This is a genomic window from Chryseobacterium sp. S0630 (genome assembly GCF_024158915.1).
Lineage (GTDB): Bacteria > Bacteroidota > Bacteroidia > Flavobacteriales > Weeksellaceae > Chryseobacterium.
Window position 1 is genome coordinate 19,338 of the sequence record NZ_JAMZGF010000048.1, and the last position, 23,430, is coordinate 42,767.

Below are 23,430 nucleotides of genomic sequence, written 5' to 3' on the forward strand. Positions count from 1 at the left end.
AAGGGAAGCTGGAAGACGGATGATGGAGGTTACCAATGTGCGAATAATCATTTTTATTAAAACATCAAACAATTGAGTCATCAATAGGATCGGGCTTTAGCCCGATATAAAAAATATGAATACATTTGGCTTTAGCCGAAACCTAAAATTAAGTTTCAGCTAAAGCCAATTTAATGGATAATTATTTATGAATGGGTTAAAGACCATTCCTATTGAATTTCGTATTTTGGCCAAAAAATAACCTATGAAACAAACTATCGGATTTCTCTTCTTTTTTATGTCCATCATTATTTCTGCACAAAGCCTTACGCTTTCTGATAAAGAGCTGAAAAAGAAACTGGACTCTATCAAAACTGAAGGAAATCTACTCTACTCTTACGAAAATGCGTCATGGCATGCAGGAGATCTTGTAGGCAGCAATAAAAGGCTTGCTGAAAATACCGGAAGCTATATCACCTATCAGAAAAATGACACCATCAAAACTTCCTTTCTTAATAAAGCCGGTAATATGGTGATCGCAGAACTTTCTTTCAAAAATAACCAAACAAAACCTGTCAAAGAAAATTTTAAAGAAAGGGTAATTAATGAAACTGAAAACACTTTAAAAAATATCCGCTCAACTGTTATCCCGCAGTTATCTGATCCAAAATATGCGGTAACGGTACCACAAGGCTATAGTCTTAATATGATTATTATTCCGTTTAATGAAAACTATAAAGTATATTTAATACCAGGTACCTCACAATCCGGAGTCATTCCTTTCGGAAATGATTATCTTTTTGTTTCTGATAAAAAAGGGAATATTATTTCTCATAAAAAATTTCATTCAAGACTTATTCCAACCTCTACAGTATTGGAAAATGGAGGAACAGTAACAATGTCTACTCACAGCCATTTGGTAACCAATCCTTTTATTTCGGCAACGGACATTTGTACGTTTAAACTCTATGCACCGCTTACAACGTTGGAAGAATTTTCGATTTTGTCAACAGCTTTAGGAACTTATATTAAATACAATTATAAAAAAGACAATATTGAGGTGGTTAAGAAACCTTAATTATAAAAATATTTAAACCATCAATAGCGTCGGGTTTTAGCCCGATGTGAACAATCGAAATAAAATTGGCTTTAGCCGAAACCTAAAATAAAGTTTTGGCTAAAGCCATTTGAAAGGATAATTATTGATAAACGGGCTCTCTTCGACTAAGCTCAGGATAATATTCCTATTGAATGAATTCAAAAATAAAAGGGAGCTGTTTTAAAGATAAAAACAGCTCCCTTTTATTATTTTAAACTGATATTACTCAGCAATTACTCTTACCATTCCTTTCACCTGTACAAGCTTTTCCATCAGCTCTTCTCTGGAATCTGCGAGAACATTGATATGTCCCATTTTTCTTCCCGGTTTGGTTTCTGTTTTTCCGTATAAATGAATGTAAGTTTCAGGAAGCTTAAGAACATCATCCATTCCTTCATACACTACTTTTCCGGAATATCCTTCTGCTCCCACCAGATTTAGCATTCCACTGTAAGTAATAGCATCGGTATCTGCTAAAGGCAAGTTTTTCACCACACGGTACATCTGCTCAAATTGCGAGTTGGTATTTCCCTCCTGGCTCTGGTGCCCTGAATTGTGAAGTCTTGGTGCTGTTTCATTCACCCATATTTTTCCTTCTTTATCAAGGAATAATTCAATAGCAAATAACCCGGGAGAGTTTACTGCCGCTAAGAATTTTTCCGTAATAGAATCAATCTGATTCTGAACATCTTCTGTTAAAAGAACCGGACATACATTGAAATCTAAAAGATTCAGCTTTGGATCGGCTACCATTTCCGTTACCGGAAAAATATTGGTTTCTCCTTTTTCGTTTCTTGCGACGATAACAGAAAGCTCTTTTTCAATATCAACAAGACTTTCAATCACAGAAGCTTCTGTCCATAGATTCTGATAGTCTTCTTCCGTTTTAATCACCTGTACTCCTTTTCCATCGTATCCTCCTGTATTCATTTTCTGAACAAACGGCAATGGCATGATGATTTTCTCATCACTGTTCCATACCACCTGAAATTCCGGGCTTGGAATATCATGAGCTTTATAAAATTCTTTCTGAAGGATCTTTTGCTGAATTGTTTTGATGATATTGGCATTCGGAACTACTTTTATTCCCTGTTTTTCAAGTTCTGCCAATGCATCAGCATTTACGTGCTCAATTTCAATGGTTACAACATCTTTATCTTTTCCGAAGTTCAAAACCGTTTCATAGTCATTGAAATTTCCCTGCGTAAAATACGAGATATTATGACATGGTGCATCAGAAGCCGGATCCAGAGTATAAAACTCATCATCATACTTCAGTGCACTTTGTATCAACATTCTTCCCAGCTGTCCGCCTCCCAGAATTCCTATTTTCATTTTTTATTTTTATTAGATTTACTCTTATTGAATTTTATCAATTTTTAAATACCCTAGCCCCATTGGGTTCTCCTGATTTTCTTCATCAGACTTTTGAAGAATGATCGTATATTTTTCTTTCATACAGGCAGGAAGAATATCACTTACATTGAAAATATCATCAATATCCACTCCATGCTTATCATCAATATGACTTACTGCACCTTCAAACCCCATGGTCTGATAAAATTCCGTAGCTTTTGCTCTTTTTATAATCTCTCCCATAGACTGCCCTACCATTAAGTGCTGCTCATGAAATTCTTCAAAGAAACCAGGTTTATAACCACCTAAATTCAGAAAAAACAACTGGTTTTCTGATGTTTTTTCACCTTTTTCTACAATTTCCACCTTGTACCCGTCTGCAAATCTCACTTCCTGGTAACAATCCAGGTGAATTTTCCCCTCTGCTTCCTTCCAAAATTCTTTCATATCAGGAATCAGATCTTTCAGATTCTCCGCTATTCCGAAGAAAACATCGTGCTGCTCTATATTTCTGCCTTTGGGTGTTGCCCCGAGGATGACATAAAATAATTTCAATTCATTTTTCATGCATACAAAAATACGTTAAATTTATCTTTTTCAAATGTTTGGCAGACTACTACAATAATTTTATATTTGTAGTATTATTTGTAGTATGTCAGAAATCATCATACTCTTCCTTGGCGCAATTTCCGCGGGTCTTTTAGGTTCACTTACGGGTTTAGGAGGGGGAGTTATCATCATTCCTTTATTAACGCTAGGTTTTGGCGTTCCAATGCATTATGCTATCGGTGCTTCGCTCATTTCTGTGATCGGAACCTCTTCCGGTGCGGCTGTAGCTTTCGTAAAAGAAGGTTTTACGAATATGAGAATCGGGATGTTTCTCGAAATAGCCACCACCGCAGGAGCTATTGTGGGCGCTCTGGTTTCAGGAATGCTTAACCCAAATACAATTGGAATTATTTTCGCAAGTATTCTTCTTTTAACGGTTATTTTAAATCTTAAAGGAAAGCCAGATCACCAGGAACCTTTGGTGAAAGGAAGTCTTGAAGAGAAACTGAAACTGTACGGAACATTCCCTGATAAAGGAGTTTTGAAAAGCTATTCTGCAAGAAATACCATTCCTGGATTTTTGATGATGATGTTTGCAGGGGCAATGTCCGGACTTTTAGGAATTGGTTCCGGTGCGTTGAAAGTATTGGCAATGGACAATATGATGAAGCTTCCTTTCAAAGTATCTACCACTACCAGTAATTTCATGATCGGAGTAACAGCAGTAGCCAGTGCCCTGATCTATTTTCAGAGAGGTGAAATTATTCCGGTAATTGTAGCTCCGGTATTGATTGGTGTTGTCATCGGAAGTTTTATAGGATCAAAAACCCTGATGGTATCAAAGACCAAAAAATTAAAAGTATTTTTTGCCATTGTGATTACCATTCTTTCAATTTATATGATGTATAACGGTATCAACAAAAGCTTCAGATAATGAAAAAGAATTTTACAGATGTAGATCTGAACCGTTCGGTAGGAAACCTTCTGAGATTAGGTGTTATTCTTTCTGTGGCTACATCGCTTATTGGTTTTATTAAGTTATTTTTTGAAGGCTTTAAAATGCCCGAAAAATATACCAGCCTTGTGGTAGGTACTTCTTCTGAAAAAGTATGGGGACATTTCTGGGACTCTTTATGTAAAGGAGAAGGTACGGCTATTATTCAGCTGGGTATTCTTTTGTTGATCTTCACGCCCCTGATGAGAATTGTTTTCGCTTTAATAGGCTATTTAAAAGAAAAAGACTACGTATATGTAGTCATTTCTTCTATTGTTTTAGCGATTATGGCAGTGAGTTTCTTTGCAGGTTACGCCCACTAATTTTTACATTTCATAGAACTCTAACGGCAGCTGGTCGGGATCCTGGGTAAAGAAAAATTCTTTTCCGGTGAATTCGTCTATGCGGATTTCTTCACAGATTAATCCTTTTTCTACCAGTTCATTTCGTTTTTCTGTAACATTCTCCACGGAGAAAGCAAGATGCCTTAAGCCACATGCTTCGGGGCGTGACGGACGTTGTGGAGGATCCGGAAAAGAGAATAATTCTATCACATAATGCTCTCCGATTGCCAGATCAAGTTTATAAGACTGTCTTTCTTCACGGTATACTTCACGGATGATATTCAGCTCTAAAATTTCTGTATAAAATTTCTTTGAAACAGCATAATCTGAACAGATGATGGCAATATGATGGATTTTCATTTTTTTAATTTTAATCTACTTCTTAATTCTATTATTGTATTTCTTTACAGTTATCTTTTCTTCTTGTGTCAATAATATACTGAATTTTCCATTCATTATTCTGCTTCACCAGTTGAAAACTATTTGCTCCACAATGTGATAATTTTCCTTTTACATAAAAAGAATAAGGGGTAAACACACTTGCCAGATTTCCATCCGTATGAATGGCTTCTACGATAATTCTTTCCTCCAAATCTCCCTTTGGAAACTTAGAAACTGAAGTAACAAAATCATGTATACTATCACTTTTTACAGTACCGTCTTTTGTGATGGTTTGAAGCACTGCATTCTCCGCAAAAGCTGATTTCACCAATTCCGGATCTGCATTTTTCATACCAAGAAACAGATTACGGATAGGTTTTTCAATATCCCGATTCTGCTGACCGAAAACTGAAATACTGACGAGCAGAAGAATACAAGCAATTTTTTTCATATGATGAATTTTAAGAAATAAAAATAGGGAAAATAATGGTTCAGCTGAACGATTTTTCTTCAAATGCTACCATCATATAGAATGACAACATTTGTTAGTATCATTTTAATTGTTGATATCCTGAACCCTTGTCATTCCGTAGGAATCTAAGTAGGATGTTTTTATTTTAAGTTGATAGTTTGGATTCCTACAGAATGACAATATTGGTATTTATCTCATTCTTAGATTGATGACAAAAGTTTTATCGTTCCGTAGAAATTGAAAAAAGAAATCATAGTCATCAGCATAGAATGAAAGTTACCATGAAACACAACATTAAAAATTCTAAAACATTTTTTTGTAACTTTTGTGAAAACAAACACACAAATGATAGAATTTCCAACAGGTATATACACCTATTATATCTATATTTTGACCAATAAAAGCAGAAGTGTTTTATATACAGGGGTGACCGGTAATCTTCACAAAAGATTATATCAGCACAAAACAAAGTTGAATCCTACCAGCTTTACAGCAAGATATAATCTTGAATTTCTAATTTACTACGAAAAATTTGATTGGATTCATCATGCTATTGAAAGGGAAAAGGAAATCAAAAACTGGACAAGAGCTAAAAAACTTGAATTAATAAGATCTGTAAATCCTAATTTAGAATTTTTGAATTATTTGTTTGAAAACTGGAATTAATGCTATGATAATTAAATTTCTATGAATATCAATTATTACATATTATCAACTGAATGTGTAATAAAACACGAATTTTGTCATTCCGTAGGAATCTAAACAAAGTATAATTGAGGGAGCTTGGATTCCTGCGGAATGACAAAAATGAAAACAAACAAACCAGTATGAAAGAACTGTCGCATAGAAAACCCTAATATCCTTATACTAAAAAAGTGGGCTTTAGCCCACTCCTATTGAATATTTATTCTTATTTAAAATTTCATCACATCTTTCACTACTCCATTTTTCTGAGTGTGTTGTAATAATTCAGCTTCAATAAAGGCTTTGATCTGTTCTTCAGACCCATTATTCGGGAACAGAAGGTGAACATTCGCTCCTGCATCCAATGTAAAGAATAAATGAAGTCCGGTTTCTCTTCTGAAATCCCAGATTTTATTGATAACTTCCAATGTTCCTGTTTTCATCAGGATAAAAGCAGGATCACTCATCATCATCATTGCATGTAATGTAAGTGCCTCATGTTCTACCAACTTGATAAAACGTTCCATATCTCCGCTTTTCAGAATCTCTTTCATTGGAACAAAGTTTTCCCTTGCTTCCTGGAATCTTCTTTCTGCATAAGGATTGGTATTCATCAAACCATGTCCTACTGTTGAAGAAACACTTTTCTGTCCTTCATGAATCAATAAAACCCAGTCATTAAAGTTTTTGAAAACTTCATGAATTTCAGTGTCGGGATACTGTACTCCGAACAAGTCTGAGCTTCCTGTTACCTCATCAGTTTCTCCCCACACCACAAGTCCGTTGTACAAGCTTCGGCATGCGCTTCCACTTCCTAATCTTGCTAAAAATGAAGCTTTTCTCAAAGATTCTTCTTCAGAAGTTTTTTCTGTAAAGGAAGCATCCAACACCATCAGACATTTTGCAATGGCTCCAAATCCTGAAGCTGAGCTGGCAATCCCGGAACTGTGTGGAAATGTATTCTCTGTTCTGATGATATATTTCCCTTTTAAAATCCATGGAAGATACTGTTCTATATTTCTGAAATATTTTTCAATTTTTTCGGCAAACTTCACTTCTTCATTTCCAGCAAGGAAAGTCTGCACTGAAAAAGATTCATCTGCTGTAAACTCCATTGAAGTATTGGTTTTACAATGGTTTAAAGTATAGCTGATACTTGGGTTTGCAGGAATCTGATCCGCATATTTCCCCCAATATTTAATCAGGGCAATATTAGACGGACAGCTTTCTGAAACCGTTTGAGTATGAATGGTGAAATTTTCTTTTCCTATAAAATCTTGTGTCGTCATAGTTTAATTTAAGTCATTATTTTGAACCACCCCGTCAAAAATTCTTTGAATTTTCGCCACCCCTCCAATAAAGGGGAATTTTTACGTCTTCAGTTGTAATTGACGTGAAAACAGGAGATCAAAAAAATTTTAGTACATCCTCTCTATAATATCTGCATATTTTTTAATGACCACATTTCTTTTGACTTTCAGTGTAGGAGTGATTTCTCCTGTATTGATGTCAAATTCTGCCGGCATTAAAGTAAATTTCTTCACTTTTTCATAGTCTGCCAGGTGGTCCTGTAATTCTTTAATTTTTTCTTTGTAAAGATGAACTATCTTTTCATTTTTTACAGCCTCTTCCCAATTGGTAAAAGGAATATTATTCTTTTTGATATAATCCTGTAAAAATTCAAAATTAGGAACAATCAATGCTGAAACAAACTGTCTTCCTTCCGCAATCAGCATGATCTGCTGAATAAAATTATTGTTGGTTAAAAGGTTTTCTATCTGTTGTGGAGCGATGTATTTTCCGTTGGAAGTTTTCATCAGGTCTTTGATTCTGTCTGTGATGATCAGGTTTCCTTTCTCATCAAACTTTCCAGCATCACCGGTTTTAAACCATCCGTCTTCGGTGAATACTTTCTCGGTTTCTTCAGGTTTCTTGTAGTATCCTTTCATTATTCCGTTCCCTCTGGCCTGGATCTCATCATTTTCTCCGATACGCATTTCTACTCCCGGAAGAGGTTTTCCACTCGTACTATGTTCAAAATGAGTAAGAGGGAAAAGAGTTAATGTAGCAGTAGTTTCCGTTAATCCATATCCAACAGTCACGTGAATTCCCACCGATTCAAAGAAACGGGTCACTTCCGGCGACAATGAAGCTCCACCACAAGGTAAGAACCAAAGTCTGCCACCCATTTTTTCTTTTATTTTACTGAAAACCAATCGGTCTGCTATAGTTTCTTTGAATTTTAATCCAAAAGGAATGGGTTGTTCATTTCTTCTTAATTCGGCTGTTTCCCATCCGGTTTTAAGTGCCCAGTCAAAGATTTTTTTCTTCAATGATGAACCTTCTTCTGCTTTTTCCAAAACGCCTGCATATACTTTCTGGAAAAATCTCGGTACGGCACACATCGCTGTAGGTTTTACTTCTTCCAATGCTTTGGCGACATTTTTCGGATCTTCAAGGAAATACACGCGGGCACCACCATATAAACAAAGTAAACTCCAGCTTCTTTCAAAAACATGGCTTAAAGGTAGGAATGCCAGTGAAAGTTCTTCTTCAAAGTTTTTAAACTTAAAAAATTCAAAGTGTGAGTCGAATGCTTTGATAAAATTTCCATGGGTAAGCATTACTCCTTTTGGGATTCCGGTAGTTCCGGAAGTATAGATTAATGTAGCGATATCATCATTTTCTTTCTTACAGATTTCCAGCTCCGGTGAAGCTTTTGCAATGAAATCTTCAAGATAAGAACTGTTGAATTCTTTCTTGATCCAAACCGCTTTTTTGGAAACAATAATCGTTTCCAGATTATTTTCTTCTTTATGTAAAAACTCAAGGCAGGCATCGTACTGCATCTGATTTCCTACTAAAACTGCTTTAGCTCCGGAATCGTTGATGATATGTTCTGCCTGTTCAGCATTATTTGTGGAATAAATAGGCACTGTGACTGCACCGATAGCCATTGAAGCCAGATCCATAATCATCCATTCTGATGAATTGTCTGAATAAATAGCGACTCTGTCATTCTCCTGAACTCCGGATTCTTTTAAGGCATTGGCTGTTTTAAAAATAATTTCACTGAATTTTTTCCAGCTCAGCTCTTTCCAGGCTGCATCTTTCTTTTTAAATCCGATGGCCGCTTTTATAGGATGTTTTTCTACATTTTTAAGGATAATTGCCTCTGCAAGATTCATTTCTTCAGCTTTTTGTCGTTAATATAATTGTTCAGGTGAAAGTCAATACTTTCTTTTACGGGAATAAACTGATAGTTCAGTTTTTCTTTGACTTTGTGATTGGAAATGGTGTTGAATGAAGAAATGGCCTCAATATTTGATTTGGTGACCATTTTGAGTTTTGGAATCAGCCATCCGAAAAGGGTGTTGGCTACTCTTCCGATATTGAGTACAGATTGGGAAAGAATTCTTGCCTCTTTAAGTCCCAATCGGGTTCTTACCTGTTTGGCAAGGTCTGCATATCTGTTATTTTCAGCAACAATAATAAAACGTTCTCCGAAAAGGTTATTTTCCATTAATCCGATAGCCGTATTGGCAACGTCTCTTACGTCAACATAAGCAGAGCCTCCTGAAAAAGTAAAGCTATTATCTTCAAAGGTTGAGAAAAGTTCACCGCTGCTTTGACTCCAGTTTCCGCTTCCTACAATCATTCCAGGATTAATGATCACCACATTCAGGCCTTCTGCTGAAGCTCTCCATGCTTCCATTTCAGACAAATGTTTGGAAATAGCATAGGCAGAATGTTCCAGTTTCGGATTAAAGTCAGATTCTTCATCCAGTTCTCCTTTTTCATTAAAATTATCAAGAACAGCAACAGAACTTACATGAAGGAATTTTTTAACCTCTGATCCTTCGCAGGCATACAAAAGATTTTCAGTACCCTTAATATTGGTACGGTACATTTCTTTTTCGTCTTTGGGATGAAAACTCACTTTTGCAGCACAATGATATACCTCATCTACACCTTGCAGTGCAGTTTTTAAAGAATCGAGATCATCAAAATCTACGTTGACCCATTCGATTCTATTAAAAAAATCGTCAGGATTCTCCGTATAAAAGCTGTATGAATGCTTTACTTCGTTTAAATTGCTGCCCGGTCGTTTGGAAGCACGTACATTTTTCCCTCTTTTAAGAAGTTCCAGTACAATTATTCTTCCCAGAATTCCGGTAGCACCCGTTACAAAAATCATTAATTATTTTACTTGATTGCTGACTAAAATATAACAATATTTTCTATCCGGCAATTCTTCCGGATTGGTAAAAATTCTTTAGAAAAACCGTTTTTGCAAATTTGCGATTTTTAAAGCATAATTCAACTTAATTTAACCAATATTATCATTCCGAATACCACAAACCGGAAAATTTTAATCCCGACAGGTTATCCAACTTAAAAGTCCTGAAAGAATTTACATCTTTCAGGACTTTTATATTCAAAAATATATGCAGCTATTTAAGCCATTACTTCATTATTTCTTCTTGGAGCTTTATCGCAAAGAACATCTGCAATACTCTTTGAAATAAGGTTTCCTTCTGTAAGATTATCCAGCCAGAAAAATTCTCCTGCAGCATTGATCTCGATGAAATAATATTCGTCTTCAGGGGAAACAATCATATCTATGGCTCCATAATCTACATGATAAACATCAAGCAGTTCAAGGAGTTTTGCTTCTACATCTGCCGGAAGTTCTGTTCTGTTCCATTTATCAATCAGATTGACACCATCTTTTCTCCAGTCTACTTTGGCGTCTTCAGACTGTTGAGAATCTATTTCGAATGCATACACATCTCTTCCCACAATAGTAATACGAAGTTCTTTTTTCTTCTGAATCATCTGCTGAAACTGCATAGGACAGTACAACAATGAATCCAGCTCTTCCAGTTTATCTTCGCCAACAACGTTCGTAAATACTACATTTTCTACTCCATCTTCATAAATGGCAAAACCGGTCTGCATTTTGGCAACCACATTCTGATGTTTTACAATAAATTTCCTTGCTTCATCCGGATTGTTGGTAAGACAGGTTGCCGGAATGGTCAGCCCTAATTTATCTGCAATTTTCAACTGTTCTTCCTTGCTGTCAAGTCTTCTGTAAACACTTGGTTTTCCTAAAGAATAAGCATCCACAGATTCAAAGAAACCGAAAAGGGTATTTCTGATTTCTCCCATAGCCGCACCGTAAAATTTAGAGTCCATTTCTTCTTTTAATCCTTTTCCGATATTGTAGGCTCTTCTGTACCAGATGGCTGAAATATCATCCAAACGATGTTTTGCTTCAGGCGTTTCCAGGTAACTTACCCATTCTCCATCCTGGAAAATAGTGGATAGTTTGTTTTGTAATGGATAAACGTCTACATCAAAGCGAATGACTTCACAATTATTTTTTTCAATGTATTCTGTTACTTTCTCAATGGAAAAATTATCTGCGGTATGGGTAATTATTAAAATTTTATTCATGGAAATTAATTCTTTTGATAAGGTTGTCGGCAATTCTTTCTGCAATAGGAAATCCCAGCTCTTTCTGAAGCATTCCCCACTCTCCCTGAGGATTGACTTCAAGGAAATAATAGGCTCCGTCTCTTCCTTTGATCATATCGATCGCTCCTATATAAAGTCCCATTTCGTTCATCATGGAAGTAAGATTTACTTTCACAGCATCAGGTAATTCATATGCTTCCCAGAAATACCCTTCGCGGGCTACTCTCCAGTCTGCATTTTCACTGTTATTGATTTTTCCTGTGAAGAACTCACCATCTACATATACGATTCGTAATTCATATTCTTTGTCAATATAGGGTTGAAAAATCATCGGACAGTAAGCGATATCTGAAAGGTGTTCCAAGGATTCTTCCTCAATAACTGTAGTGGAAATCATGTTCTCTCCTGACATTGTTTTGGCGGTAACTCCGTGAAGCTTCGCAATAGCTTTTCCCTGGCAGTATTGATAAAAAAATGTTGTTATTTTTTCTTCATCATTGGAAAAAATGGTTTTGGGAATGGTTAAGTTATTTCTTTGGGCAATTTTCAGCTGAAATATCTTATTTCCGTCTACTTTTTTTTCATTTTCATAAGGGTTGATCCAGGGAATATGTTCTAAAGCGGTCATCAGATTATACCTCAGACTTCCATATTCGTTGAGAAAGATTCTTTCATAATCCTGATCCAGTTCTTCGGGAGCACTGATCCTCCAGGCTTTTCTGTGCCATACACCTTTTATAGTGTCAGAATGGATCGTATTTCCTAATTCATCTGTCAGTTCAAATGAATCTTCATGAATACTGATTTTCTGAAGGTGATTCAGACGATCGGAATTCAATCTGAAATAAGGAATATTTTGGGAGCTCAGATATTCGAAAAAGAGGTCAATATTATAAAAATCCTGTGAATGGGTGATGCAGAGAATCATTTGCCGATTGTATTAAAAAGGGAAACTTACTATTTAAGTTTCCCCTACTATTTTATTTAAAATTCGTTCTGATCTTACAGTGGAAGAGTGATTGTATCATCATCACCATCAGAAGGATATTTCAGCGTGTGCATCATATCATCTTTTGGAGAAGTTACCGTATCGATTGTTGGTTTTGTGATCAAATCTCTTTCAGCAAGTGTAATGTCACTTCCTCCTTTTACCGTTTCCGGATCTTTAACCTGTTTTTCTAAGAATGATGCGAAAAACGGCTTCTTCTTTGAGTTGTTGCTTTTCATAATGTTTTAGTTTTGGTTTGATATATAATTTAGCTTAAGCTTTAGTATATTTCTTATGCTTCTAAAACATCCTCATCACCGTCAGAAGGATATTTCATCGTTACATTGTCATTGTCAGGTTTTGTAACATTATCCTTAATAGGAGTAGTAATCTGATCCTGAAGAGATGTAGTAATCTGATCTGCCAATACAGAAGTAATACCTCCTCCTTTTACTGTTTCAGGGTCTTTAACCTGTTTTTCTAAGAATGACGCAAAAAATGGCTTCTTTTTTGAATTTTTGTTTTCCATAAGTTAATATTTTTATTGTTTTTTGAAAATCCAAAGTACAAAAAATTCAAATCATGGAGAAATAATATTACGTTTTAATAAAAATTTAACATAATATCACAAATTAAAGAATAAAATCAATTCAAACCCAAAAACTCCTTAACTACATTTGCGAAATCAACAGGGTTTTCCGCCTGTACCCAATGTCCTGCATTCTTTACCGTCACTATTTTAGCTTTAGGGAATTGCTGCTTGATACCGAATTCATCCTGTGGCAGGATATAATTGGATTTTGCCCCTGCTATAAACAATGTTTCGCCTTCAAAAACTCCGAATTTAATCGCATTGGAAACAAATTCAGTATATTTTTCAGATAAAGTCTTAAGATTGAATCTCCAACCCAGTTTTTTATTGTCATCCCAATACAGGTTTTTTGTCAAAAACTGCACAGTAGATCTTTCGGGAATATATTGGTTCAGAACAGCTTCTACTTCATTTCTTGAAGATACTGTATCAAAATCTACCGTTTCCAGCGCTTTGATAATTCCCTGATGATGCGGTGGATATGCTTTAGGTGAAATATCAACAACAATCAGTTTTTCAACACGTTCAGGATATTTTATAGCAAACTGCATTACTGCTTTTCCTCCTAAAGAATGCCCTAAAACATGAGCTTTCTGAATTCCGTAATGATCCATATAACGGGCAATATCATCTGCCAGATCATCATGAGACATGCTGTCTGAATGAAAGCTTCTTCCATGGTTTCTAAGATCGATCAGGTGTACCGGAAGATATTCTCCCAGATCCTTTCCGAAACTTCCCCAGTTGTCAAGCATTCCGAATAATCCGTGAAATACAAGAAGTGGCGTATTCGTTACATTTTCGCCGAATATTTTTGAATTTAAAATTTCCATATTTTTAGAAGTTAGATGTGAGAAATCAGAAGTTAGATAAATCATGCATAATCTGTTTATGCTATTTTTAATATAATTGAAGTTGTACTAACTTCTAATCTCTAACTTCTGGTTTCTTATATTTTACCATTTTGCCAGTCTCTTCAGATAAGCCTGAACTGTATTTTCCAATCCCATATAAAGTGCTTCAGAAACCAAAGCATGACCGATAGATACTTCCAAAAGGTTGGGAATGGTATCTGCAAAATATTTCAGGTTTTCTAAGCTCAGATCATGTCCGGCATTGATTCCCAATCCAAATTTAGTAGCTTCCACTGCAGTATCGTAATAAGGTTTTATGGCCTGTTCTTTATTGATAAGATAATTTTTTGCGTAAGCTTCTGTATATAATTCTATTCTGTCTGCGCCTGTTTTTGCAGCATATTCTACAAGCTCAGGTAAAGGATCCAGGAAAACAGAAGTACGGATTCCTGCTTTTTTAAATTCTGCAATAATCTCTGTAAGGTAATCAAGATGTTTTTTGGTATCCCATCCTGCATTGGAGGTAATAGCATCATCAGCATCCGGTACAAGAGTCACCTGCTCCGGTTTCACTTCCAATACCATATCAATAAAATCCTGATGAGGATTTCCTTCAATATTAAACTCAGTCGTAACCAACGGCTTCAGATCATAGACATCTTTTCTTGTGATATGCCTTTCATCAGGTCTTGGATGGATGGTAATTCCCTGTCCTCCGAATTCCTGAATTTTTACAGCAGCTTCTGTAACACTTGGGGTTTCACCTCCTCTTGCATTTCTTAACGTCGCAATTTTATTAATGTTTACGCTTAGTTTTGTCATTGTTATTTTAGATGTTAGATATGAGAAGTTAGAAGTTAGATGACAAATGGTAATTATCATTTCACTACTACACTTTTATACCACTATTAAATTTTACACTTATTATGTTATCTAAACATCAGTTGTAAAGAAGCTTAGCCCCTAACTTCTAATATCTAGTTTCTAATTTCTATACTTTAATGCTTACCTGCATTACCTGAAGCTCAAATTCTTTTGAAGCCACCAATAAATGGTCAAAAATATCTGCCTGTATCTGCTCAAAACGTTCCCATTGGGAATCATTGGCAAAACAGTATATTTCAAGGGGTAGCCCTTGTGGAGTAATCTCCAGCTGACGAACCATTCTGGTTCCGTTTTTATCTATATCAGGATCATTTTCAATATATTTCTGTGCATAATATCTGAAAACACCGATATTGGTAAGCTGCCTTCCATTCACTACTTTATCTTTATGCTCCAGACTTTCCTTTTCTTTTTTGATCTCTGATGCTCTTTCTTCCAGGTAATCCGAAATAAGGTTAATTTCCTTTAAGCGCTCCACATCTTCATCAGTAAGAAACTTAAAAGAATTAATGTTAAAATAAATTGATTTTTTTATTCTTCGGGTATTAGATTCAGACATCACCTGCATATTCTTGATCTCGGTGGTCATCAAATCATAAGTGGGAATTGTTGAAACTGTTTTATCAAAATTGGTGATTTTGGTAGTCAGAAGATTGATTTCTGTAATATTTCCTTCGATGCTGTATTTGGGAATACTCACCCAATCTCCTACTTTTAAATTTTTAGAAGTAGCTACATGCAGACCTGTTACAAACCCCAGAATAGTATCCCTGAAAACCAATACCAGAACAGCTGTAATCGCCCCCAGACTTCCTACAATAGTTGTTCCCTTGATTCCGAAAATCACACAAAGCCCTACTACAGTAAATATAAAAAGTCCTAAGATTTTTACGGTTTCTGAAATGGCATTGAGTGCCATTATTTTATAGAAATCCTGTTTGATGCTGAAATAATTTCTGAAAGCAGTCAGCGATCTGTACAGCATTCCTGCCAATATCAATACCAGCCCAAGATTGATACATCTTATGATAAAAATGGTGGTCTTCGGCAATGCATTTTCCGGAAATATAGATCCCTGGATCCCAGCTACAGCAATCAACGCAGCAAAATGAGCTACTGAATTGGTGATCTTCGACTGGTAAACAGATTTTAAAATGGGAAATTTCTGTTCATTATGAAATAACCTGAACACAGAATTGATAATGAATTTAAAGATAAAATCAGTAATAAAAAACAGGACAAGAAGTAAGCTCAGTTTTACAATAATATGAAATACCCAATCCAGCCCGGAGGGTGATATCTGGGTAATATAAATGTAAAGCTGTTCGCTCAGCTCCTGTATAAAGTTTTTGGTTTCTTGTAATTGGTCATTCATTACAGCAAATTTATGAAATTAAGAATCATCATTTTACTATTCATAATCAATTTTCATCCCAAAAAGTATTATCCGGAAAATTTCATATAAAAAAAAATCGTGAACTCAACTTTAAAATATCAAATCTTCCACAACCCTTGATTATAAATGAAAAATAAACTACAAATAACCAGTTTAAGTAACAAATATTAAAATAAATTACAATTTAAGTGTTTTAATATTAAAAATTTATTAAATTTGGTTAAAACTAAACCCATCAAAATCAATTAAATATGAGACAAAATTACTTGTTCATCGTACTATGCAGCCTTGTGCTCTTAGTAAACTGTAAAGGAGGTGATGACTCAATGAGCCCAGAAGATTCCAAAAAAGTACCCACTGGAACTATAGAAGGTAAAGTATTTGCTAAAAACGGAACAAAACCCATTGGCGGTGCCACTGTATTCACTATTGATAGCAAAAATCAGGTCTATCACACCTATTCCAATACCGATGGTACATTCAGCCTTACTGCACCTGAAGGAAATACGACTCTTCACATTCAGACTGGGAACGGTCTTAATTTCAGAACAGAGATTCCTGTTACGGTAAAAAAGGATGAAACAACCACTGTTCCCACCAAAGATTCAAAGCTGAATCAGATAGCAAAAATAGCTTATGTAGAAGGCAGTTATGACGAAATAGAATCTATTATTACAAGTCTTGGGTATACGGCGACAGAAATCAGCTATCACGATTTAAAAAATTTCAACACCATTTCTCAGTATGATATTATTTTCCTGAACTGTGGTTCGCGTAATTTGACACAGACGGGAACTAATAATCCGGGTAACGATGTTTCTGTTTTCAATAATCTCTCTACTTTTATCACGAATGGCGGAAGCATTTACAGTTCAGACTGGGCAGCAGCGTATCTGGTAGGAGGAGATAAAAACGCTCCCTATTGCGGTGTTTATGGAGGATTTCTCGATCTTCCAAAAATTTGTTTTAATACCAATGGAAATGTCGCTATGTATAACAACTGTAGTGTTTCCAATACGGCTATGGCGTCAGCAATAGGATTTAATACATTAAATATTCAATATGATCAACCTTTGTGGCAAAAAATCCAGCATTATGATCCTTTGTTCTGGGAAGTATTGGTACAGAAAGATAATGAACCTCTGATGATAAGAACCAATAAGTATGTGGATACAACAGCTCCTAAGATCACAGTAGGAACATCTTTAAACAATAACCATATGACGATCTGCCATCATACAGCCAATGGAAACACTGTTACCATTACCATTAATCAGAATGCGTGGAATGCTCATCAGGCACACGGCGATTATATGGGATCATGTTCAGGAACTACCAATAGCGGAAATATCTATTATACTACATTCCATAACCATGCAAGTGGAAATATCGGTAAAACAGGACCGATTCTGGAATACGTAATCTTAAATTTGTAATAAAATTTTATAACTCAGTTCTCAAAGTGGCTTTTTATAAGGCCACTTTTTTTATATTGCATGTATATTTTTTAAAAGAATGGATACAACAATTATTAATATTTTCTGCCTTATTCTCTTATTTATTGGAATATTGGGAACTTTTCTTCCGGTATTGCCTGGTCTTTTGCTGAGTATCTGCGGACTGTTGATCTATAAATTCGGGACGGATGCTGATCTTTCCATGGTTTATATATGGGCATTCGGAATTCTTACGCTTGCTTCTGTAGTGTTAAGTTATGTAATTCCGGCAAAGACCAACAGAAAGTATGGAGGTACGCGTTGGGGAAGTATTGGTTCTGTCATTGGAACTATTGTTGGGATATTTATTCCGATCCCGTTGGGATTTCTGATAGGAATGTTTGCTGGTGTATTTATTGGTGAGTTACTTCACGACAGCAAGGATATGAATAAAGCCTTACGATCCACTAAAGGAGCGCTGATTGGATTCATTTATGGAACCGGATTCAGTTTTGTGGTAGGAGTGGCAATGTTTTTGGTAGTATTACTTAATATGTTTAACGTCATTTAATTAAATATAAGAAACTATGTTCCATAAAATTGTCATACTCAGTCTGGGAATATTTGCATTAACAGGATGTGATGCCCAAAAGAAATCCAGGATTAATACAAAAACTACTGAAATGTCCACAGGTACAAAAACAACAAGCTCTCATAATCAGAAAGACGGTGTTATATACCTGACTGAAGGAGAAAATAAGTTTTTACGAGAATACCAGATGAATGTGACATTCAAAGGAGTTTCTGAAGACAGCCGTTGTCCTGAAGGAGCCCAATGTATATGGGCGGGTGTTGCTCTTGCACAGGTGGAAGTAATGGGAACATCTACCCGACCAATGACTCTGAACCTTGCAAGCGCAGATTATCCGGCAAGAAATTATCATCAGTCGACAGAATTCAACGGATATACCATTACATTACAGGACATCGCTCCTTATCCCAAGTCACAAGACGGAACAAAAGCATTAGCCGGAAAATATAAAATCGGAATTACGATAAAAAAAGCAGATCAATCTGCCGATTCTACCAGGAAATAGGCTTCTTCCCTTTGGAAACAAGATATTCATTAATTTTTGAGAAAGGCTTGCTTCCAAAAAAACCTCTGTACACAGAAAAAGGAGAAGGGTGTGCCGATTTAATAATAAAATGTTTAGCCGGATCTATGAGTTCGGCTTTTTTTTGTGCAAAAGCACCCCATAAAACAAAAACCACATTCTCTTTTTTATCTGAAATTTCTTTAATGATAAAGTTGGTGAATTTTTCCCAGCCAAGGTCTTTATGAGAGTTCGGTGTATGCGCACGAACCGTTAACGTAGCATTCAGTAATAAAACGCCCTGTTTTCCCCAGTCATCAAGTTCTTTAGAAGTTCTTACCACTCCCAAATCATCTTTCAGTTCAATAAAAATATTTTTCAGTGATGGCGGTGCAGCAACCTGCTCAGAAACAGAGAAACACAAACCATTCGCCTGATAATCATTATGATAAGGATCCTGACCAATAATCACCACTTCAACATCATCAAAAGCTGTAAGTTCCAATGCTCTGAAAATCTGATTCTTTGGTGGAAAAACTTTGGTTGTTGCATATTCATTCTTCACTTTCTCCCAAAGGGTGGTAAAGTATTCCGTACTCTTTATCGGGGCTAAAATTTCTGTCCAGGTCATAGTGCAAAAATAATAATATTAAAATAAAATAAGAGCCTTCATTATACTTTAAATATCTTCACTTTTCTTTCAATCAGCATATACGAAAAATAGGACAGCAATAATGAAAAGGAGATTAATAACAGATTATTAAGATGATAAGAATTTACAATAACGAAATTTTGTTTCTTCACCATATAATGGATGATGTATAATGAGTAAGAAATATTTCCTAAAAAATACACCGCTTTAGTTTCTAAAAATACTTTCAGATAATTTGACTTTCCTTCATACAGATATTTGATCATCAATGCTGATAATAAAGGGATAAACAAGAGCCCTTTTTCAATAAATAACATGAACACAAACAATAGGAGAATGATATAAAGGATCAGGTTTTCTTTCTTCATTTTAAATGGTGGCAGAAGAGCAATTCCAATTCCAAGAAAATAGGAAGAAACCGTTCTTAGCAGAGAAACCAGTCCGTAAGGAAGATCAAGATATCTTGGTGATTGCCCTACTTGCATTGGATGTTCAGAACCTATATATAAATGATCGGGAATATAAGGAAGTGCAAACCTCAAAACTAAACTGGCAATAATTAAAATTTCGCTACGTATTTTATAATGCAGGACAAGCCATAGCATAAAAGGGAATATTAAATAACAAACCCATTCGGTACTTAGTGACCAATAGACCACATTCAGCAGATAATCAGGATTAAAAAAACATTGTAACAAACTGGCATTAATAAGAAATCCTGCTACAGAAGTCTTCATTAAAAACAAGGCAATAAAAACAACCGATACAATATAGACCGGGTAAATTCTGTTGACTCTCTTTTTATAAAAAACTTCTATTGTTTTATAATTCAGATTTTTAAATTTATCAGAGTAAGAAACCGTCAGTAAGAAAGCACTCAGCACAAAAAATATATCAACCGCTACATACCCCTTTCCTACTATATCCTGAATGAATTCATTCCTAAAAAAACTAAAATGAAAAAACGCTACCCATAATGCAACAATCCCTCTAAGTCCCGTTAAAGATTTTATTTCATTTTTCATATGTAATTTCAATCGGTGATAAAGATAGAGAAAAACCTGTTAGATTTCTTACGGATGATTACCGGATAGCCTTCTCAAACTAAAAATAATATTATCCGGAAACCCTTCATCTTCTTTTCCTTCTTCCAAAACAAAATGATGTTTTACAAGAAGTCCTTTTGAATTTTCATTGAATGTATTGGTAATGGCTACTATTTCCTGTAAAAGGAGTTCGTTAAATCCATACTCTACTACCGCATTCAAAGCTTCAGACATAATCCCCTGTCTGTGATACTCTGGTAACAGTTCATAGCCAACTTCTGCTGTTTTCCGGTCTTCAGAAAAATTCCAGAGACAGATGGTTCCGATAAGATGAGACTGATCTTTTAAAGAAATTCCCCAATAGACCGTTTGATTATTTTGAGTTCTTTGCTTAATCGTCAAAATAAACTGAAGCGCATCATAGTTGGTCTTTGGTGAAACTCTTTTCACAAATTTATTGACTTCCGGATTGCCTCGGATTTTTAAAATATCTTCTGTATTATTTTCATTGATTCCTTTTAAAATCAATCTTGAGGTTTCTAGTTTCACATCTCAAATGTAATAAAAAGAATATCATAAATTTTCATAAGCATAAAGGTTATTGCATTCTATTACTTATTTTGAGTAATCAAAGCAATACGACTAAATCACTGATGAAGCAGAAGAATAACCGAATCGCTTAGAAAGAATCAATGTATTGATTCCACTCTTTGCTTCCTTAAAGGGATAAGGGTTAGTAATAAAAACTTTGCGTTAAAAAAAATTGATCTTTTTTGAAGTTTTAAAATTTTTAATAAAAAAAAGGAACTCCATAATCATCAAATTCACAGTTAATTTATTCTGTAAATCTCTCAGATATACGTAATAATCAAAATTCTCACTAAATTTGCACTGTGTATATAGATAAAGAAGATTTAGACGAATTAGAGTTTCCGCAATTGCTCGCGGAAATCTCCCCATTTGCGTATTCTCCGAAAACAAGAGAAAAAATTCTTCAACTTCGTCCGATGGAAATTGACGAGGCGGAACTTTCATTAAAAAAAACCTCAGAATATCTGTCGAGTTTTGAAAGTTCAAATGCGATTCCGTTTGATGAATATGAAGATATTGAAAGTGAGCTGAAATTGATGCTGATTGAGAACTACCGTCTGGAAAATGCTGCTTTCATCAAAATAAAAACCATTACGGAACAGATCGGAAGACTTCAGAAATTCTTCCCTACCATGCCGGAAACGTTTCCTACTTTATTAGAAGAAGTTTCTGTACTGGAATTCAGAAAAGAGATCATTGAGAAGGTAGATAAGGTTTTTAACCGTTTTGGTGAAGTAAAAAATGAAGCTTCTCCAGCTCTGAAAGGGATAAGAACTGAAATCCAGCTTGCTAAAAAGGCGATTCAGGAAAATTTCAACCGTGCGCTTACCACGTATGGACAGAGTGACTTTCTGGATGATATCCGGGAAACGATTATTGACGACCAAAGAGTTCTGGCTGTAAAATCAGGATTCAAAAAAAGGGTTGCCGGAAGAACATTAGGAATTTCCAAAACAGGTTCCATCACGTATATTCAGCCGGACAGTGTGGTAAAGCACTATTTCAAGCTTCGTGAAAATGAAGAGGAAGAGAAAAAAGAAATTGATAAAGTTCTCCGTCAACTTACAACAGAACTGGCGGAATTCCAACCTCAGCTATGGAGATATCAGGTTTATATTTTTGACCTTGACCTTACGAGAGCTAAAGCAAAATTTGGTGAAGTGATCAACGGAGTTCTTCCGAAAATCAACCATCATAAAACGCTGAGACTAAAAGATGCTTATCATCCTCTTTTATGGTTAAGAAACAAAGTTGAAAACAAAACAATCCACCCTCAAACCTTAACTTTAACAGATCATAACAGGATTATCTGTATTTCCGGTCCAAATGCCGGTGGAAAATCAATTACCCTGAAAACGGTAGGATTACTGCAACTGATGATTCAGAGTGGTATTCTGGTTCCGGTTCATCCTAAGTCTGAAATGTTTTTCTTTGAGAAGATCATGACTGATATTGGGGACAACCAGTCCATTGAAAACCACTTATCAACTTATTCATCGAGGTTGAAGAAAATGTCCGGAATCATTCGTGAGGCAGATGCCAATACGCTTCTGCTTATTGATGAATTTGGTACAGGTTCTGATCCTGAGCTTGGAGGTGCGTTGGCAGAAAGTTTTATGGAGTTTTTCTATGACAAAAAGAGTTTTGCCATCATTACAACGCACTATACCAATATTAAACTGGTAATAGAACAGCTTCCGAACGCTCAGAATGCAGCTATGCTTTTCAATGAAGAGACATTGGAACCGATGTATAAGCTGGAAGTGGGACAGGCAGGAAGTTCATTTACTTTTGAAGTTGCGGAAAAGAATAAGATTCCAAGATTCATTATCCATTCTGCGAAGAAAAAAGTAGAACATGATATTGTTAATCTTGACAAAACGATTGTAAAACTGCAGCAGGAAAAATTTGAGGTTGAAAAACTGAAATCTGATCTTGCAGAAAGGAAAGAATCTGTAGAAGATAAACGTGATAACCTTCAGAAACTAAATGAGCAGCTTCAGCAGAAACTGTTCAATTTCCAGAAGCTGTATGAGGAAGAACACCGCAAACTACAGTTCGGGAATAAGATTGAAACATTCATCGACAGCTATACCAAAGGAAAATCCAGAAAGGATGTGGTAAAAGATTTTGTAAAACTTCTTGAACAGGAGAAATTCAGAAAACTGGGCAGTGATAAGGATGAAACCAAACGTCTGCAGGTTGTTAAGAGAAAAATCACTCAACAGCTGAAAAAGGAGGATGTTATTGAAAAAATTGCTGAAACCAATGAAAAACTGGAAGAGAAACGTAAAACTGACCGTGCTGTGTGGATGAAAATCGGACAGCGTGTTCGTATTACCGGAAGTACCAGTGTAGGAACCATTGAAAAAATTTCCAGAAATAAAGTGATTGTCAATTACGGAACTTTCAAGACCACGATTGATGCAGATGAACTTGAGAGAATTTAATAAATAAGAAATTAAATTAACGCAAATACAAAGAAGCCGTCTCACAACTGAGGCGGTTTTTCTTGTTAAAAAGTAAATAATTTTTATATATTTTGATTTGTTTT

General features: G+C 35.5%; 25 protein-coding genes. 8 read left to right on the forward strand and 17 right to left on the reverse strand.

The features are described from left to right. The first annotated feature begins 244 nt into the window (after window positions 1-244). On the forward strand, window positions 245-1,057 hold the full coding sequence (locus NK356_RS17950) for a hypothetical protein (RefSeq protein WP_253317638.1): 813 nt from the start codon (window positions 245-247) through the stop codon (window positions 1,055-1,057). 243 nt (window positions 1,058-1,300) lie between these two features. On the opposite strand, the gene NK356_RS17955 is transcribed toward NK356_RS17950, so the two are convergent. Then, window positions 1,301-2,413, reverse strand: coding sequence for a 5-(carboxyamino)imidazole ribonucleotide synthase (locus NK356_RS17955; protein WP_034699873.1), 1,113 nt, complete (start codon window positions 2,411-2,413; stop codon window positions 1,301-1,303). 24 nt (window positions 2,414-2,437) lie between these two features. Continuing rightward, window positions 2,438-3,001: a DUF1543 domain-containing protein gene (locus tag NK356_RS17960; RefSeq protein WP_253317639.1), complete on the reverse strand. Its 564-nt coding sequence runs from the start codon at window positions 2,999-3,001 to the stop codon at window positions 2,438-2,440. 85 nt (window positions 3,002-3,086) lie between these two features. Here NK356_RS17960 and NK356_RS17965 point away from each other — a divergent pair, with 85 nt between their 5' ends. Then, window positions 3,087-3,917 carry a sulfite exporter TauE/SafE family protein gene (locus tag NK356_RS17965; protein WP_034699871.1) on the forward strand — a complete coding sequence of 277 codons (831 nt, stop codon included), beginning with the start codon at window positions 3,087-3,089 and terminating at the stop codon, window positions 3,915-3,917. Then, window positions 3,917-4,300 (forward strand): DUF1634 domain-containing protein, encoded by a 384-nt coding sequence (locus tag NK356_RS17970; RefSeq protein ID WP_034699869.1) that lies wholly within the window; start codon window positions 3,917-3,919, stop codon window positions 4,298-4,300. Before NK356_RS17965 ends, NK356_RS17970 begins: the two co-directional genes overlap by 1 nt. Window positions 4,301-4,303: 3 nt before the next feature. Here the strand turns inward: NK356_RS17970 and NK356_RS17975 are convergent, their stop codons facing one another. Further along, window positions 4,304-4,681: a VOC family protein gene (locus NK356_RS17975; RefSeq protein ID WP_034699868.1), complete on the reverse strand. Its 378-nt coding sequence runs from the start codon at window positions 4,679-4,681 to the stop codon at window positions 4,304-4,306. Between the two features lie 31 nt (window positions 4,682-4,712). After that, window positions 4,713-5,153: a nuclear transport factor 2 family protein gene (locus NK356_RS17980; RefSeq protein ID WP_253317640.1), complete on the reverse strand. Its 441-nt coding sequence runs from the start codon at window positions 5,151-5,153 to the stop codon at window positions 4,713-4,715. A gap of 366 nt (window positions 5,154-5,519) precedes the next feature. On the opposite strand from NK356_RS17980, the gene NK356_RS17985 reads away from it, so the two are divergent. After that, entirely contained in the window at window positions 5,520-5,840 is a 321-nt protein-coding gene (locus tag NK356_RS17985) for a GIY-YIG nuclease family protein (protein ID WP_253317641.1), read from the forward strand. 248 nt (window positions 5,841-6,088) lie between these two features. Here NK356_RS17985 and NK356_RS17990 read toward each other — a convergent pair whose 3' ends face one another. From NK356_RS17990 to NK356_RS18035, 10 genes are all read right to left on the reverse strand, one after another. After that, a complete protein-coding gene (locus NK356_RS17990; protein ID WP_253317642.1) occupies window positions 6,089-7,147 on the reverse strand; it encodes a diphosphomevalonate/mevalonate 3,5-bisphosphate decarboxylase family protein in 1,059 nt (352 codons plus the stop codon). 129 nt (window positions 7,148-7,276) lie between these two features. Next, on the reverse strand, window positions 7,277-9,046 hold the full coding sequence (locus NK356_RS17995; RefSeq protein ID WP_253317643.1) for a long-chain fatty acid--CoA ligase: 1,770 nt from the start codon (window positions 9,044-9,046) through the stop codon (window positions 7,277-7,279). Continuing rightward, complete coding sequence (locus NK356_RS18000) at window positions 9,043-10,056, reverse strand: NAD-dependent epimerase/dehydratase family protein (protein ID WP_034699864.1); 1,014 nt, start codon at window positions 10,054-10,056, stop codon at window positions 9,043-9,045. Before NK356_RS18000 ends, NK356_RS17995 begins: the two co-directional genes overlap by 4 nt. Before the next feature lie 260 nt (window positions 10,057-10,316). Then, complete coding sequence (locus NK356_RS18005) at window positions 10,317-11,321, reverse strand: MvdD family ATP-grasp ribosomal peptide maturase (protein ID WP_034699863.1); 1,005 nt, start codon at window positions 11,319-11,321, stop codon at window positions 10,317-10,319. Further along, the gene (locus tag NK356_RS18010) at window positions 11,314-12,270 is read right to left on the reverse strand and encodes an MvdC family ATP-grasp ribosomal peptide maturase (protein WP_253317644.1); all 957 of its coding nucleotides are present in this window, start codon (window positions 12,268-12,270) and stop codon (window positions 11,314-11,316) included. Before NK356_RS18010 ends, NK356_RS18005 begins: the two co-directional genes overlap by 8 nt. Before the next feature lie 74 nt (window positions 12,271-12,344). Next, window positions 12,345-12,569 carry a microviridin/marinostatin family tricyclic proteinase inhibitor gene (locus NK356_RS18015; protein WP_034699858.1) on the reverse strand — a complete coding sequence of 75 codons (225 nt, stop codon included), beginning with the start codon at window positions 12,567-12,569 and terminating at the stop codon, window positions 12,345-12,347. 53 nt (window positions 12,570-12,622) lie between these two features. Next, on the reverse strand, window positions 12,623-12,859 hold the full coding sequence (locus tag NK356_RS18020) for a microviridin/marinostatin family tricyclic proteinase inhibitor (RefSeq protein ID WP_034699857.1): 237 nt from the start codon (window positions 12,857-12,859) through the stop codon (window positions 12,623-12,625). Window positions 12,860-12,975: 116 nt separating this feature from the next. Next, complete coding sequence (locus tag NK356_RS18025; protein ID WP_034699855.1) at window positions 12,976-13,755, reverse strand: alpha/beta fold hydrolase; 780 nt, start codon at window positions 13,753-13,755, stop codon at window positions 12,976-12,978. Between the two features lie 123 nt (window positions 13,756-13,878). Next, window positions 13,879-14,598, reverse strand: coding sequence for a pyridoxine 5'-phosphate synthase (locus NK356_RS18030; RefSeq protein WP_034699854.1), 720 nt, complete (start codon window positions 14,596-14,598; stop codon window positions 13,879-13,881). Window positions 14,599-14,767: 169 nt separating this feature from the next. Beyond that, on the reverse strand, window positions 14,768-16,036 hold the full coding sequence (locus tag NK356_RS18035; RefSeq protein ID WP_034699852.1) for a mechanosensitive ion channel family protein: 1,269 nt from the start codon (window positions 16,034-16,036) through the stop codon (window positions 14,768-14,770). A gap of 272 nt (window positions 16,037-16,308) precedes the next feature. Between NK356_RS18035 and NK356_RS18040 the strand changes: the two genes are divergently transcribed. The 3 genes from NK356_RS18040 (at window position 16,309) to NK356_RS18050 (ending at window position 18,590) form a co-directional block, all read left to right on the forward strand. Beyond that, a complete protein-coding gene (locus tag NK356_RS18040) occupies window positions 16,309-17,493 on the forward strand; it encodes a carboxypeptidase-like regulatory domain-containing protein (protein ID WP_034699844.1) in 1,185 nt (394 codons plus the stop codon). 79 nt (window positions 17,494-17,572) lie between these two features. Then, a complete protein-coding gene (locus NK356_RS18045) occupies window positions 17,573-18,064 on the forward strand; it encodes a DUF456 domain-containing protein (RefSeq protein ID WP_034699841.1) in 492 nt (163 codons plus the stop codon). A 16-nt stretch (window positions 18,065-18,080) separates the two neighbouring features. Next, on the forward strand, window positions 18,081-18,590 hold the full coding sequence (locus NK356_RS18050; protein WP_034699838.1) for a hypothetical protein: 510 nt from the start codon (window positions 18,081-18,083) through the stop codon (window positions 18,588-18,590). On the opposite strand, the gene NK356_RS18055 is transcribed toward NK356_RS18050, so the two are convergent. From NK356_RS18055 to NK356_RS18065, 3 genes are read right to left on the reverse strand one after another with little or no spacing between them, the layout of a single operon-like run. Further along, entirely contained in the window at window positions 18,577-19,218 is a 642-nt protein-coding gene (locus NK356_RS18055; RefSeq protein ID WP_034699835.1) for a uracil-DNA glycosylase, read from the reverse strand. The genes NK356_RS18050 and NK356_RS18055 overlap by 14 nt on opposite strands. Before the next feature lie 41 nt (window positions 19,219-19,259). Next, entirely contained in the window at window positions 19,260-20,264 is a 1,005-nt protein-coding gene (locus tag NK356_RS18060) for an acyltransferase (RefSeq protein WP_253317645.1), read from the reverse strand. Window positions 20,265-20,312: 48 nt separating this feature from the next. Beyond that, window positions 20,313-20,834 carry a GNAT family N-acetyltransferase gene (locus tag NK356_RS18065; RefSeq protein WP_253317646.1) on the reverse strand — a complete coding sequence of 174 codons (522 nt, stop codon included), beginning with the start codon at window positions 20,832-20,834 and terminating at the stop codon, window positions 20,313-20,315. 344 nt (window positions 20,835-21,178) lie between these two features. Here NK356_RS18065 and NK356_RS18070 point away from each other — a divergent pair, with 344 nt between their 5' ends. After that, window positions 21,179-23,326, forward strand: a complete 2,148-nt coding sequence (locus NK356_RS18070; RefSeq protein WP_253317647.1) for a DNA mismatch repair protein MutS — start codon at window positions 21,179-21,181, stop codon at window positions 23,324-23,326. Window positions 23,327-23,430: the final 104 nt, after the last annotated feature.